The 14,172-nt window shown below is 69.0% G+C and carries 15 protein-coding genes; 13 read left to right on the top strand and 2 right to left on the bottom strand.

Annotation, left to right across the window (positions count from 1 at the left end; genetic code table 11):
* Positions 1-28 precede the first annotated feature (28 nt).
* The 12 genes from G524_RS17070 (at position 29) to G524_RS0105470 (ending at position 11,274) form a co-directional block, all read left to right on the top strand.
* Positions 29-601 (top strand): hypothetical protein, encoded by a 573-nt coding sequence (locus tag G524_RS17070; RefSeq protein WP_036857485.1) that lies wholly within the window; start codon positions 29-31, stop codon positions 599-601.
* The gene (locus tag G524_RS0105520; protein ID WP_036857483.1) at positions 601-1,308 is read left to right on the top strand and encodes a COG3904 family protein; all 708 of its coding nucleotides are present in this window, start codon (positions 601-603) and stop codon (positions 1,306-1,308) included. The genes G524_RS17070 and G524_RS0105520 overlap by 1 nt, the downstream gene beginning before the upstream one ends.
* Entirely contained in the window at positions 1,305-1,919 is a 615-nt protein-coding gene (locus G524_RS0105515) for a class I SAM-dependent methyltransferase (protein ID WP_027442818.1), read from the top strand. Before G524_RS0105520 ends, G524_RS0105515 begins: the two co-directional genes overlap by 4 nt.
* Entirely contained in the window at positions 1,916-2,557 is a 642-nt protein-coding gene (locus G524_RS0105510) for an MOSC domain-containing protein (protein ID WP_027442817.1), read from the top strand. Before G524_RS0105515 ends, G524_RS0105510 begins: the two co-directional genes overlap by 4 nt.
* A gap of 135 nt (positions 2,558-2,692) precedes the next feature.
* Positions 2,693-3,172, top strand: a complete 480-nt coding sequence (locus G524_RS0105505) for a glycine zipper 2TM domain-containing protein (RefSeq protein ID WP_027442816.1) — start codon at positions 2,693-2,695, stop codon at positions 3,170-3,172.
* A gap of 150 nt (positions 3,173-3,322) precedes the next feature.
* Positions 3,323-4,084 (top strand): SDR family oxidoreductase, encoded by a 762-nt coding sequence (locus G524_RS0105500; RefSeq protein ID WP_027442815.1) that lies wholly within the window; start codon positions 3,323-3,325, stop codon positions 4,082-4,084.
* Positions 4,081-4,743, top strand: coding sequence for a cytochrome b/b6 domain-containing protein (locus G524_RS0105495; RefSeq protein ID WP_027442814.1), 663 nt, complete (start codon positions 4,081-4,083; stop codon positions 4,741-4,743). Before G524_RS0105500 ends, G524_RS0105495 begins: the two co-directional genes overlap by 4 nt.
* Positions 4,744-4,754: 11 nt before the next feature.
* A complete protein-coding gene (locus G524_RS0105490; RefSeq protein WP_027442813.1) occupies positions 4,755-5,504 on the top strand; it encodes a molybdopterin-dependent oxidoreductase in 750 nt (249 codons plus the stop codon).
* Between the two features lie 93 nt (positions 5,505-5,597).
* Entirely contained in the window at positions 5,598-6,821 is a 1,224-nt protein-coding gene (locus G524_RS0105485) for an SAM-dependent methyltransferase (RefSeq protein ID WP_027442812.1), read from the top strand.
* Between the two features lie 78 nt (positions 6,822-6,899).
* Complete coding sequence (locus G524_RS0105480; RefSeq protein WP_027442811.1) at positions 6,900-8,120, top strand: argininosuccinate synthase; 1,221 nt, start codon at positions 6,900-6,902, stop codon at positions 8,118-8,120.
* Between the two features lie 1,039 nt (positions 8,121-9,159).
* On the top strand, positions 9,160-9,753 hold the full coding sequence (locus G524_RS15075; RefSeq protein ID WP_084625072.1) for a septal ring lytic transglycosylase RlpA family protein: 594 nt from the start codon (positions 9,160-9,162) through the stop codon (positions 9,751-9,753).
* Positions 9,754-9,879: 126 nt separating this feature from the next.
* On the top strand, positions 9,880-11,274 hold the full coding sequence (locus tag G524_RS0105470) for a sodium:solute symporter family transporter (RefSeq protein WP_342662447.1): 1,395 nt from the start codon (positions 9,880-9,882) through the stop codon (positions 11,272-11,274).
* Here G524_RS0105470 and G524_RS0105465 read toward each other — a convergent pair.
* Positions 11,271-13,124, bottom strand: a complete 1,854-nt coding sequence (locus tag G524_RS0105465) for a DUF885 domain-containing protein (protein WP_027442809.1) — start codon at positions 13,122-13,124, stop codon at positions 11,271-11,273. The two genes, G524_RS0105470 and G524_RS0105465, sit on opposite strands and share 4 nt — an antisense overlap.
* A 127-nt stretch (positions 13,125-13,251) precedes the next feature.
* On the opposite strand from G524_RS0105465, the gene G524_RS0105460 reads away from it, so the two are divergent.
* Positions 13,252-13,464, top strand: a complete 213-nt coding sequence (locus G524_RS0105460) for a hypothetical protein (RefSeq protein ID WP_027442808.1) — start codon at positions 13,252-13,254, stop codon at positions 13,462-13,464.
* Positions 13,465-13,491: 27 nt separating this feature from the next.
* On the opposite strand, the gene G524_RS0105455 is transcribed toward G524_RS0105460, so the two are convergent.
* Positions 13,492-14,148, bottom strand: a complete 657-nt coding sequence (locus G524_RS0105455) for an alpha/beta hydrolase (protein WP_027442807.1) — start codon at positions 14,146-14,148, stop codon at positions 13,492-13,494.
* Positions 14,149-14,172 lie beyond the last annotated feature (24 nt).

Here is a 14,172-nt window from a genome sequence, read left to right as displayed (position 1 = left end):
GAGGCGTAGCTTGGCGCCGAGGGGGAAGATGGCCTTGGCCGGTTTCGTTTCGCGGCTTGCTCTCACGCTCGGCTGTGCGGCCCTGGCGCTTGGCGCCATGCCGGCGAGCGCGCAGCTGAGCGGCATCCTCGGCAATGCCAAGCGCGGGGCTGACAAGGCCGATGCTTGCGGCAAGGGCAAGAAGGGCGACAAGGGCCGCGGCGTGATCGGCGGGCTGCTCGGCGGGGTGGTGAATGAGACGCTGCGCGGCGCGCGCCTGCCTTCCTTCGTGCCGGTGCCCGCCTTTTCCGACCAGCTGACCGAAAGCATCGCATGCCGGCTTGACCCCGAGGAGCAGAAACAGGCCGCCGAGGCGACGCTCACCGCCACCCGCAGCGGCGCCGACGGGGAGCGCCCTGCGGTGGGATCGAGCGCCTCGTGGACATCCAACAGCCGCGAGGACGTGCGCGGCAGTTCCACCGTCACCGCGCGCGAGGCATCGACCAGCGAGCTTGACTGCATCACCGTGACCGACGTGGTGATCATCTCGGGCGAGGAGACCCGCGCCGAGAAGCGCATGTGCCGGACGCCGGGATCGGCGCGCTATGCGATCGTGGCCTGATGCGCGCGCGGCGGATCGTCCTTGGCCTTGCTGCGCTGGGGCTGCTGACCGGCGCCGGCAAGATGGACCCGGAAAATCCCACTTGCCCTGCCAATCCCGATTTCGGCCCGGCAAGCGCAATGACGCTGACCCCGGCGGTGCGCGGCGGCAAGAAGGTGCTGCTGGCCGAGGGCACCATCGATGCCAGCCTTCCCGCAAGGCTCAAGGCGGCGATCGAGGCCGATGATCAGATCGAGGAGATCTGGCTGCGCTCGCGCGGGGGCAATGCCGGGGCCGGCAACGAGGCGGGCAAGATCATCCGTTCCTATCGCGGGATGCTCACCCGCATCCCTTCCGGCTGGGCGTGCTTTTCGGCCTGCAACTTCGTGTTCATGGGCGGGGATCGCCGGGTGGTGGACGAGGGCGGCATCTTCATGGTGCACATGTTCACCCACACCACCGACCGCGCGGCGATCGACGAAGTGGTGATCGAGGGCAGCAAGGCGACCACCGAATATATCGCCAGCATCGAGCAATCCTCGGCGCTCTTGGCCAGCGAGGACAATGATTTCCTCATCCGCATGGGGATCAGCCGCAAGCTCCTCACCGACATCATGTATCGCCAGCAGGCGGTGAGGAGCGCCGAGAACCCTTCCACCCGCTATTGCCTCTCGCAGGACGAGGTGCGCGCATACAACGTCATGCCGATCGAGAAGCGCGTGCCGTGAACGAGCCCCAAGCGCGGGCCAGCGATCCGGCCACCATCGCCTTCTACGAGGCGCGCGCGCCGCACTATGTGCTCCATTTCGGCGAACGCCACAGCCACCGGCTCGATGCCTTTCTCGATCGCCTGCCCGAAGGCGCTGCGGTGCTTGAGCTGGGCTGTGGCGGCGGGCGCGATGCGGCGCGGATCAAGGCGCGCGGCTTTGCCCTCGATACCACCGATGCGGCCCCGGCGATGGTGGCCAAGGCCAACGCGCGCTGGGGGGTGGGGGCAAGGGTGATGGCCTTCCACGAGCTTGCTGCCGAAGCGGCCTATGCGGGGGTGTGGGCCCATGCCAGCCTGCTCCACGTCCCGCGCGCGGGCCTCGCGGCGATCCTTGGGCGGATCGCGCGGGCGCTGGCTCCGGGCGGCTGGTTCTTTGCCAGTTACAAGCTAGGAGACGGCGAGGGGCGCGATGCGCTCGGGCGGCTCTACAACTTCCCCGACGAAGCCTGGCTGCGCGCGCAATATGGTGCGGTGCCGGGCTGGACGATCCACGAGGCCGAGCGCTTCGAGGCCGGCGGGTTCGACGGGGTGGCGCGCGACTGGATTGCCCTTACCGTGAGGAAGGCATGAGCCGCTGGGTGATCGAAGCGGTGTGCACCGGCACCCCCCGCCCGTTCCACGGCGCGCAGCTGAGCGCCTTTGCCAAGCGCCCGCGCGCGGGCGCGGTGCAGATCCTTGCCGATGGCCTTGCCCCTGATGCGCAGGCCGACCGGCGCGTGCATGGCGGGCCGGAGATGGCGCTCCATCTCTACCCGCTCGATCACCACGCCTGGTGGCGCAAGGAGATTGGCGATCATCCGCTGCTGGCCGAGCCGGGCGGCTTTGCCTCGAACCTCGCGGTTGCCGGCCTCACCGAGGAGATGGTTCATATCGGCGATCGCTTCCGCTGCGGCACCGCGCTCATCGAGGTCAGCCGCCCGCGCGCGCCGTGCTGGAAGATCGAGCACCGTTTCGCCCGCTCCGGCATGGTCGCCAAGATCATCGCAACCGGGCGCTGCGGTTGGTATTTCCGGGTGATCGAAACCGGCGCAGTCGCAGCGGGCGACCGGCTCGAGCGGGTCGCGCTCGGGCCCGGCGAATGGAGCGTGGCGCGGGTGTTCCGCGCGCTGGTGGCGGGCGAGGGGAGCGCTGCGGACTATGCCGCCCTCGCCGTGCTCGAAGCGCTCAGCCCCGCCCTGCGCGCCAAGGCGGCAGCCAAACGCGCCTGAGCCACGGTTCATCGCGAAGCGGCCCAATCTGAACGAATCCTGCTGTTTCCTGACCGTGCTGTTCAGCCAGCGTTCGCGTAAGCTGAACGATAAGCGGCGTGCTCCAACGGGGAGCCGCTGGATAAGGAACAGACCATGAAGCACCTTGCCCTTCTTGCCGCCGCCGGGTCGCTGGCGCTGGCTGGTGCGCCGGCCGCGGCCGCCGCGCTTGCTCCGGCCGCTCCGCCGGTCACCACCGCCGCCCTTGCCGGCCATGCCCCGGGCCAGGCGATCCTCGACCCTGCCGCCGCCTATGGCCCGCGCTGGGATGATCGGCGCTGGGATGATCGGCGCTGGGACGATCGCCGCTGGGGCGACCGGCGTTGGGATGACCGCCGCTGGGACCGTGGCCGCCGCCTCGGCTATCGTGACCGAGTGTGGCGCGGTGACGACGGGCGCTGGCGCTGCCGCCGCGACGATGGCACCGTGGGCCTGGTGATCGGCGCGGGTGTGGGCGCGCTCATCGGGCGCGAGGTTGACCGCCGCGGCGATCGCACGCTCGGCACCATTCTCGGCGCGGTCGGCGGCGGGCTGCTCGGCCGCGAGATCGACCGGGGCGAGGTGCGCTGCCGCTGAGCGGCGCGCTGCCCTCCAGGCGACCAGGCGCCGTCAGCCACCCGGCTGGCGGCGTCAGGGCGTGATGGCACCGCTGCGGCTCCCCGATTGCCCCGCCGGCGCGCCGCTGGTAGCCATGGTGGCCATGCCCGCCTGTGCCTGCCCTGAGACATGACCCGCCCAGCCGTGCTCGTCACCGGCGGGGCCACCCGCATCGGCGCGGCGATCGTGCGCCGCTTTGCCGCGGCGGGCTGGCACGTGGTCATCCATTACCGCTCCTCCGCCAGCGCCGCCGCCGCGCTCGCCGCCAGCCTGCCCTCGGCCGAGACCATCGGCTTCGACCTTGCCGAGGATGAGGCCGCCTGCGCCGCGATCCGCGCGCTCGCCGAGCGCCTGCCCGATTGGCGCTGCCTCATCAATTCGGCCTCGGTGTTCCGCTATGACGTTGGGGGAGCGCTCGATCCCACGATCTGGCGCGAAGCGATGCAGGTCAATGCGCTGGCCCCGGCAAGGATCGCCGAGGCCTTCCTCACCCACGCGGCCAGCCGGGGGCCGCGGGTGGTAATCCAGATCACCGACATGAAGATCGAGAACACCAACCCCGATTTCTTCAGTTACACCATGTCCAAGCACGCGCTTGCCGCCACCATCGGGATGATGGCCAAGAGCGCGGCCTTCAGCGGGAGCCGCATCTTTGGCCTCGCGCCCGGCGCGGTGCTGGCGAGCCACGACCAGCGCGAGGAGGAGACCGAGATTTCGCACCGCATGAACCTGCTCGCCCGCAAGACCGGGGCTGACGAGATCGCCGCGGCGGCGCTGTTCCTTGCCGGCGGTGCGCTGGCGAGCGGGCAGAGCCTGTTTATCGACAGCGGCCAGCACCTGCTCGATCAGCCGCGCGACGTGATCTGGCTGGCGCGGTCGGGCGCGGCGTGAAGAAGCACGCGCTCTCCACCCGGCTGTGGCACTGGATCAACGCCGGTGCCATCATCGTGCTGTTCATGAGCGGGCTCAACATCTCCAACGCCCACCCCTATCTCTACTGGGGCGATTACGGCTTTGCCCCCGGCGATGCCTGGCTCAAGGTGGTGAAGTTTCCGGGCTGGGCCACCATCCCCGGCCACTACAACCTTGCCGCGGCGCGCGACTGGCACATCCTTGCCGCCTGGCCCTTCGGGCTTGGGCTTGCCTTCATCTGGGCAGCGATGCTGGCAAACCGCCATTTCCGCCGCGATCTCGCCACCCGCCCGAGCGACTGGACCCCGGCGGCGCTGCGCGCCTCGCTTCAGGCCCACCGTGCGGGCGGGCACGCGGCGGGCGCGGGCTACAACCCGGTGCAGAAGATCCTCTATGGCCTTGTCCTTGGCGTGCTGCTGCCGCTGATGCTGCTGACGGGCCTGGCGATCAGCCCGGGGTTCGAGCCGGTCGCCCCCTGGCTCGTCGATCTGCTCGGCGGACGGCAGAGCGCGCGTTCGCTGCATTTCCTCACTGCCTGGGCGATCTTCGGCTTTTTTGTCATCCACATCCTGCTGGCGCTCGCCAATGGGCGGCTGATCCTCGAGATGGTCACCGGCGGCCGCCGCGCCGCCGCTTGAAGGAGCGCCCCATGGTTGATCTGCCGCGCCGCACCCTCATCGCCGGGATCGCCGCGCTCGGCGCCGGGGCCTGTGCGCGCATCGCCGAGAGCGAGACGGGGCGCAGCCTGATGCGCGTGGCCGAGGAGGGGCACCGCGCGCTCCACCGCGCGCTTGCTGCCCGCCAGGCGCTGGTCCGCGAATATGCCCCTTCCGAGCGCTCGCCCACGTTCCGCGGCAATGGCTCGGTGACGGTGGCCGACCCCTTCTATCAGGACCAGCTCGCCCGCGGCTTTCCCGATTGGCGGCTGGAAGTGCGCGGGCTGGTGGAAACCCCGCTGGCATTGAGCCTTGCCGCGCTCAAGGCCCTGCCCCAGCGCCGCCAGATCACCCGCCACGATTGCGTCGAGGGCTGGAGCGCGATCGGCGAATGGACCGGGCCGCAGCTTTCCCGCCTGCTCGATGCCGCCCGGCTCAAGCCCGAGGCGCGTTTCATCGTGCTGCGCTGCGCCGACACGCTCTATGGCCGCCCCTATTATGAGAGCATCGACCTCGTCGATGCCTATCATCCGCAGACCATCATCGCCCACAGCCTCAACGGCGCGCCCCTGCCCGAGCAGAACGGGGCGCCGCTGCGGCTGCGCGTCGAGCGGCAATTGGGCTACAAGCACGCCAAGTATCTCACCGCGATCGAGGCGGTCGCCAGCCTCGATGCGATCGGCGAGGGCAGGGGCGGGTTCTGGGAGGATGTCGCCGGCTACCAGTGGTATGCCGGGATCTGACGGCGGCCGGGCGCAAAGCATTGGCCAGGCCGCCCGCTTGCGCTAGGCCTTGAAGGCCAGAGCCTTCCCTCCAGAGGTGGCAGCAAACAAACCATGAGCAAGGCCCTTCTCGATCGCTTTCTCGCCCGCGCGGTGCGGCACGGGCGGCTCGGCGTCGTCTATGCCGATGGCAGCGCCACCACCCACGGCGTCGAAACACCCGGCTTTCCCGATATCATCATCCGCTTCACCGATGACCGGGTGCCGCGCGACATCCTCACCGATCCGCGCCTTGGTGCGGCCGAAGCCTTCATCGACGGGCGGCTGGTGATCGAGGAGGGCGACGTGATGGGCCTCGTCAGCCTGCTGCGCGCCAACAACCCCTGGGACAAGGGCGGGGAGATCGGCCCGCCGCGGCGCTTGAAGCGCCTCGTCAACCGCGCCGCCTTTGCCGCCGAACAGATCAACAGCCGCCTCGGCGCGCGCCGCAACGTTGCCCATCATTACGACATCGGCAATGAGCTTTATGCGCTGATGCTCGATGCCGAGCATTGGCAATATTCCTGCGCCTATTGGGCCGAGGGCGTCACCACGCTGGGCGAGGCCCAGGCCGCCAAGCTTGCCCACATCGCCCGCAAGCTGCACCTTTCACCGGGGCAGGAGGTGCTCGACATCGGCTGCGGCTGGGGCGGCATGGCGATCCATCTGGCCAGGCACCACGATGTCCGCGTCACCGGCATCACCCTGTCCGAGGAACAGGCCGCGCTCGCGCGCGAGCGGGTGCGCGCGGCCGGATTGGCCGACAAGGTCACCATCCTGATCGAGGACTATCGCGATACCGCCGCCGCGAGCCGCCGGTTCGACCGGATCGTCTCGGTCGGCATGTTCGAGCATGTCGGGCGCGCGCAGTTCGACACCTTCTTTGCCGCCTGCGCGCAGATGCTCGCCGACGATGGGGTGATGCTGCTGCACACCATCGGCCGCTTCGGCGTTCCGGGCACCACCGATGCCTTTACCCGCAAATATATCTTCCCCGGCGGCTATATCCCGGCGCTCTCCGAGATCGTCACGGCAAGCGAGAAGGTGCGCCTGATCGCCGCCGATATCGAGACCCTGCGGCTCCACTACGCCAAGACCATCCGCTGCTGGTATGCCAATTGCATGGCCAACCGCGAGAAGATCATCGCCCTGTATGACGCGCGCTTCTTTCGCATGTGGACCTTCTATCTCGCCGGGGCGGCCACGGTGTTCGAGCATGGCGGCATGGGCAATTACCAGATCCAGTATGTGCGCAGCCGCCACGCCCTGCCGATCACCCGCGATTACCTCTATCCCTGAGCTCCGGCGCGCTTGACAAGCCGGGGGCAGGGCGGCAACCGCCGCCCCCGCATCCGCAGCCGAGGGAACCCGCGCGCCATGGCCACCCCCCAGAAAGTCGTCCTTGCCTATTCGGGCGGTCTTGACACCAGCGTCATTGCCAAGTGGCTCAGCGTCGTGCGCGGGCTCGAGGTCGTCACCTTCACTGCCGACCTCGGACAGGGTGAGGAGATCGAGCCGGCCCGCGCCAAGGCCCACGCCATGGGCATTCCCGACAATCACATCTTCATCGAGGACCTGCGCGAGGAATTCGTGCGCGATTTCGTCTTCCCGATGATGCGCGCCAATGCCCGCTATGAGGGCGACTATCTGCTCGGCACCTCGATCGCCCGGCCGCTGATTGCCAAGCGCCTGGTCGAGATCGCCCGCGAAGTGGGCGCCGATTTCATCGCCCACGGCGCCACCGGCAAGGGCAATGACCAGGTGCGCTTTGAACTGTCGGCCTATGCGCTCGATCCCGATATCCGGGTGATCGCCCCGTGGCGCGAATGGGATCTGACCAGCCGCAGCGCGCTCATCGCCTGGGCCGAGGCGCACCAGATCGCCGTGCCCAAGGACAAGCGCGGCGAAAGCCCGTTCTCCACCGATGCCAACCTGCTCCACACCTCTTCGGAAGGAAAGGTGCTCGAAGACCCGTGGGAGGAAACCCCGGATTATGTCTATTCGCGCACCGTCAACCCCGAGGATGCGCCCGATCAGCCCGAATATATCACCATCGATTTTGAACGCGGTGATGGCGTGGCTCTCAATGGCGAGGCGATGAGCCCCGCAACGCTGCTCGCCGCGCTCAACGAGCTGGGCCGCAAGCACGGCATCGGGCGGCTCGATCTGGTCGAGAACCGCTTTGTCGGGATGAAGAGCCGCGGCATGTATGAAACCCCGGGCGGCGAGATCTATGCCCGCGCCCATCGCGGGATCGAGCAGATCACCCTCGATCGCGGCGCGGCGCACCTCAAGGACGAGCTGATGCCGCGCTATGCCGAGCTGATCTACAACGGCTTCTGGTTCAGCCCGGAGCGCGAGATGCTCCAGGCCGCGATCGACCATTCGCAGGCCAAGGTGACCGGCACGGTGCGGCTCAAGCTCTACAAGGGGCTGGCAAGCGTGGTGGGCAGGAAGTCGCCCCATTCGCTCTATTCGGAACGCCACGTCACCTTCGAGGATGATGCCGGGGCCTATGACCAGAAGGATGCCGAGGGCTTCATCAAATTGAATGGCCTGCGCCTGAGGCTGCTGGCGCGGCGCGATCGCGGGGATTGAGCGCGAGTCGCCGCGCCGCGGGCGGGGGGCACCTGCCCGCAATCATGACAATTTGAAGACGCTTGCGTTCCCGGCCGGTGGATGCTCCGCGGCAAATGCGGCGAAGCGTTGACTTATCCACCAATGTCCACAGGCAAGATCGGGCAAAGTGGATAAGCCCGCCCCGCCATGCTTGCCAGAAGCCGCGATGAGGCGCACCTTTGACTTGTCTTCGGGAGGACAAACCATCACGAGGCAGGGCGACAACGCCTTGATCTTGCGAAGGTTTTCAACCCAAGGATGGCGGCGGCGTCTGTCCACGCGCCGATCTGGAGCCCTCTTGCAGGAGGCCTTGGCCAAAGGCAAGCGGGTTCACTCCAAGGATCGGAGCGACGCGGTGTCGCCGGACAGGCCAAGAACCTGGCCGGACAGGAACCGGGCCCAGCGGCGAAAGTCGGTCTGGCGCGGGAACAGCCGGTAAAGGGACGCGGCCTCGGCCCAGCCCCCTCGCAGGGCCGCGCACGCCGGAGCCTTTGGGCAAGGGCAGGGCGGCAGCAAGGGAGCGAAAGCCGGATGCCGGCGCGAGCGCCGGTGACAAATCCCCCGCACGGGCGCCGCAAGGCGCAAGGTTGTGGGGGGCGAGACATCGGGCGCCAAGCATGGCCCCGCGCAAGCAGCGGCTGAAGGTTCGCCGGAAGCCTTGCAAGCAAGGGCTGTCCACGCGCCGGTGAGAGTGGGGTCGGCAGCAATGCCGGCCCCATTTGCTTTGGCCGGCCCGCAGCAAACCGGCGTCCCGCCCGCAGCCAACCGGTGCCGCTTGACGCATGGCGCATCACGCGCTTGTCGCGCCATGCCCGATACCTTGCGCAATCGCCGCGCGGTACCGCCGCGAGCGAGTCGGCCCTCCGGAAAAATCCCTGGCCGACGGGCATGGGCGCGCGGGCCTTGCCATCATTTCGTCGCATTTCGCGCCCGGCTCGTGCCGCTGTGGCGCCGCAGCAGCGATGAACCGCCGCGCCGGTTTGGCGGCTTGCTGACCAAGGCGCTAAGGGCCGCCGCCATGCGGACGGGACATCGCTCCATCGGCCCCAAGATCGGCCCTACGCCCAGCTTTGCGCCGCAGCGCGCGCGGCGCGGCCATGCCAGCCTCAGAGCCGCGCTCGTCGCGCTCGTCCTTGGCCTGGTGCCGCTGTCGGCCTCCTCGGCCGCGGCGCCCGAAGGCGCGCCCGCTGCCCTCGATGCGGCCAGCAGCGCCGCGGTGATCGAACTGGTGCCACTGCCCGCCGAGACCCAAGTCACCGCTGGGACCACCGCGCCGGAAGTCGCTGCGCCTCCGGCGCCCGCGGCCCCGCAGGAAACCCTGCTTGGGCGCGGGATCGCCTCCTACTATGCCGAAAGGTTCCACGGGCGTCGCACCGCCAGCGGCGAGATCTTCGACAACCGCGCGATGACCGCGGCGCACCGCACCCTGCCTTTCGGCGCGCGGGTGCGCGTCACCAACCCCGCCAATGGCGCCAGCGTGGTGGTGCGGATCACCGATCGCGGCCCCTTCAGCCGCGGGCGGATGATCGATGTCAGCCGCGCCGCGGCCGAAGAGCTCGGCCTCGTCGCGCGCGGCCATGGCACGGTGGAACTCGCGCTGATCGACGGCTGAACCTGCCTCGTGCGTCCCGCCGGGCGGGCGCCTCTCGCCTCTTGCGCCCTGCGTCCTTGCGGCTAGTTATCCCGCCTTCGCAATCCGGGGCCGCGGCGCTGCGGCTCGTGGCAAGGGGGCACGGCCATCACCATCACCCTCATCCTCGTCTATGTCGCGGCCCAAATTGCCCTGGCGGTATGGGCCGGGCGCGGGGCAAGGTCTGATGCCGACTATCTCGTCGCCGGGCGTCGGCTTGGCACCTTTGCCGTGGCCATGTCGGTGTTTGCCACCTGGTTTGCCTCGGAAAGCCTGATCGCCACCTCGGGCGAGGTGGCCAGCACTGGCCTTGCCGGGGCGCGGGCCGAGCCCTTTGCCTATGCCCTGGGGCTGTTTGCCATCGGCCTTTTCTTCGCCGCGCGCCTGCGCGCCGGAGCCTTCATCACCATCGCCGATTTCCTCAAGGACCGCTTCGGCAGCAGCACCGAGGGCCTCGCGGCCGTGGTGATCGCGCTCAGCGCCACCACCTGGTCGGCTGCGCAGCTCTATGCCTTTGCGGTGCTGATCGCGCAGGCAGTCGGGGTGGATTTCACTGCGGCGCTGATCGGCGCCACCTTGCTGGTGATGACCTACACCCTGTTCGGCGGGCTTGCCGGGGATGTCGTCACCGACATCGTCCAGGGCCTCATCATCCTGGCCGCGATCACCATCCTGCTGGTGCTGTTGGTGGACGCGGCGGGCGGGCCGCAGGCGCTGTGGCAGGCGGCGCCGGCAACGCGGCTCAGCTTTGCCGTGCCCGGTGAAAGCTGGGTTGACCGGGCCGAGCTGTGGCTGATCCCGATCATCGGCACGATGGTGAGCCAGGAGGCGCTCGCCCGTTCGCTCGCCGCGCGTTCGCCCGCGGTGGCGCGGCGCGGGGCGATGATCGGGGCCATGGTCTATCTCATCGCCGGGCTGATCCCGGTGGCGCTCGGCCTGTTCGGCCCGGTGCTTTCGCCGCGGCTGGGGGTGGTGCTGGGCGAGGGCGAGGCTTTCCTGCCCAGCCTTGCCGCGGCGCTGCTGCCGCCCTGGCTCTATGTCGTTTTCACCGGGGCGCTGATCTCGGCGATCCTCTCCTCGGTCGATTCGGCGCTGCTGGCGGTCTCGGCGGTGGCGACCGAGAGCGGCTATCGGCGCCTCAGGCCCGATGCCTCGCCGCTGGCGCTGCTGCGCGCCGCGCGCGGTGCCACCGTGGGCGCGGCGGCGCTGGCCGCCTGGCTTGCCGCACAGGGGGAATCGCTGCGCGATCTGGTGCTCGATGCCAGCGCGATTGCCGCGGTGCTGGCGGTGCCGATCGTGATGGGGCTTGCCCGGATCGGCACCGGCACCCGCGCCGGCCTGGCCGCGATCGCGGTGCAGGTGGCGGTGCTCGCACTTGCCGATTGGGGGCTGGGGGTGCCGGGCGCCTTCCTGTGGATGCTTGCGAGCGGCCTTTTCACCTTCGGCCTCGTGGCCGCGTGGGAGCGCCGCCGCGCCGCCGCCCCGGCGCCGGGCCTGTCCTAGCCGCGCGCCGCGGCGATGTAGCGGCTCACGGTGTTGGCCACCACGCTCAAGGGCGCATTGCCGCCGAGCACCACCGCGGTGTTGAAGGCTTTAAGGTCATAGGCCGCGCCCAGCGCGCGCTGCGCCCGCTCGCGCTGGCGCACGATCTCGCTGTGGCCGATCTTGTAGCCGCAGGCCTGCCCCGGCCAGGAGCAATAGCGATCAACCTCGCTGGCCACCTCCTCGAGCTTGGAGCCATTGCGTTCGACAAAGAACTGCCGGCCCTCTTCGCGCGTCCAGCGCTTGGCGTGCAGCCCGGTGTCCACCACCAACCGGCAGGCGCGAAAGGCGAGGCTTTGCAGATATCCCAGCCGCCCGACCTTGAAATCATCATAGGCGCCCAGCTCATCGGCAAGCTGTTCGGCATAAAGCGCCCAGCCTTCGGAAAAGGCGTTGAAGGCGAGGATCGAGCGGATCAGCGGCAGGCGGTTGGAAAACTCGCCCTCCCACACGTGCCCGGGGATGCTTTCGTGGAAGGTGAGATCGGCAAGATCATACTTGCGGTGCAGATCGGTGGTGCGCAGGTTGATCCAGAACCGCCCGGGGATCGAGCCATCCTTGCTCCCCGCCCCGCCATAGGCCCCGGGCGCGCCCGGCTCCTCGGCGAGCGGCAGGCGCCGCACCTCGAGCGGGGGATCGACCAGCTGGTTGAAGGCGCGCGGCATCTGCGCCTTGATCCAGGCGATGCGCTCGTTGATGAAGGCGAAGATTTCCGCGCGCCCGGCATCGCCCTCGGCAAACTTGTAGCGTGGGTCTTCGGAAAGCGCGCGCATCCGCTCGCCCACGCTGCCGGTGGTGTAGCCGATCTCCTTGAGGATCGGATCCATCCGCGCGTGGATTTCCTCAAGCTCGGCCAGGCCCTGGCGGTGGATCTCCTCCGGGCTCAAGGCCGTGGTGGTCGAAGCGCGGATCGCCCAGGCGTAATATTCCTCGCCCACCGGCTGGGCCCACATCCCGGCATGGTCGCGCGCCTCGCTGCGCTGGGCCTTGAGTTCGGCAAGCTGGCGCTCGAGCGCGGGGACGATGCTGTCCGCGACGATCCGCTCAGCCAAGCCGGCGCGGCTTTCCGCCCCCGCCAGGCCCGAGGCGGCGAGCGGGCCGACATAGCTCTCGCTCGCGCTGCGGATGCTCGCCTCCATCTGCGCGATCGCCTTGTCGAGCAGGAAGGCGGGCGGGATCACCCCTAGCGCATGGGCGGCCCGGATCCGGTCAAGCTCGCCATCGAGCAGGCGCGGCACCTCGGCGAGCCGATCGAGATAGAAGCCCGTGTCCTCGGGCGCCTTGAGCGGCTGGGTCGAGGCAAAGAAGCGCGGGTAATCGAGGTAGCCGCCGACATTCTGGATCACCACGTAAGGGGCATTGCGCCAGCTGCCCACCGCCACATCACCATAGGGCAGGGCCATGCCTTCAAGCGCGCTGGCAAAGGCGGCCTCGACGACCTCAAAGCCGATCTGCTGATCGCTGGTCAGCCCGGCGCGCGGATAGGCTCGCGCTTCTTCCAGCAGCTCCTTGAGCGTTGCCGCATAGGCCTGCCGCCCCTCCTCGCCCGGGGTGCCAAAGGTGCCGCGCCAGGCGGCATATTCGCCGACATCAACGCCAAGCCCGGTGGCCCGGCCCGGTTCGTGGGCGAGCATGCGGTAGGCAATGGCATCGAGCGCGGCATCGGGTGCAAGGCCGGCAAGGCCGCTGGCAGCAGCCGGGGCGCTGCCCGCGGCGCTGCGGGCGCAGGCGGGCAGCAGGGCAAGCGTGGCAGCCCCGCCAAGTCCGGCAAGGGCCTGGCGGCGGGTGATGGTGGCAAGGCTCTCTCTCATGCCCCTAGCTCTGGCGGGCCGTCGGCCCTTCGTCAATCGCGCTCGGCACGCGACCCTTGCCCGCGCGCAAAAGCCCGATTAGGCGCAGGCCCTGCGGTGCCAACACAAGCAAGGATGGGGGCCTGGCATGATCGATCTCGTGCTCTCACTGGTGATGCTCGCCGCGCTGGCGCTGGTGGCGGGGGCCTTCGTGCTGTGGCGGCGCACCGGCGCGGCAAGGCAGCCGCTGCTGATGTTGCTGCTTGCCGCGATTGCCCTCATCAACGTCGTGATCTGGACGCTGCCCACGCCCGGCGGCGAGGCCCCGGTCAGCGCCATCAGGAAGCAGGCCGCCGAGTGACCGGGATCGCCGCCGCGCGGCACCCGCCTACTTGATCGGGCAATCGGGCGAGAGGCGGAAATCGAGATAATTGTCCACCGCGCGCATCAGATCCTCAAGCTCGTTCTCGAAGAAGTGGTTGGCGCGGGGGATTTCCTCGTGGTGGATGGTGATGTGCTTCTGGGTGCGCAGCTTGTCCACCAGCTTCTGCACCGCGGCAGGCTGCACCACCGTATCGGCCGCGCCCTGGAGGAAGATGCCGCTTGCCGGGCAGGGGGCAAGGAAGCTGAAATCATACATGTTGGCCGGCGGCGCGATCGAGATGAAGCCGCGCACCTCGGGCCGGCGCATCAGCAGCTGCATCCCGATGAGCGCGCCAAAGGAATAGCCGGCGATCCAGGTGCTCTGCGCTTCCGGGTGGATCGACTGTACCCAGTCGAGCGCGGCCGCGGCATCGGAAAGCTCGCCGATCCCGTTGTCGAACGAGCCTTGCGAGCGACCCACGCCGCGGAAGTTGAAGCGCAGCGTGGCAAAGCCGCGATCGGCAAAGGTCTTGTAGAGCCGCTGGACGATGCGGTCATTCATCGTGCCCCCGCCTTCGGGGTGCGGGTGCAGGATCAGGGCCACCGGGGCGCGCGGCCGCGGGGGCGGGGCAAAACGGCCTTCAAGTCGGCCTTCGGGGCCGGGAAAGATGACAGATGGCATCGCTAATCCCTGAAAATTGGCTGC

This window comes from Erythrobacter cryptus DSM 12079 (genome assembly GCF_000422985.1).
Classification (GTDB): domain Bacteria; phylum Pseudomonadota; class Alphaproteobacteria; order Sphingomonadales; family Sphingomonadaceae; genus Erythrobacter; species Erythrobacter cryptus.
The sequence above is the reverse complement of the archived record's forward strand: the minus strand, read 5'-3'. Positions and strand labels throughout refer to the sequence as shown.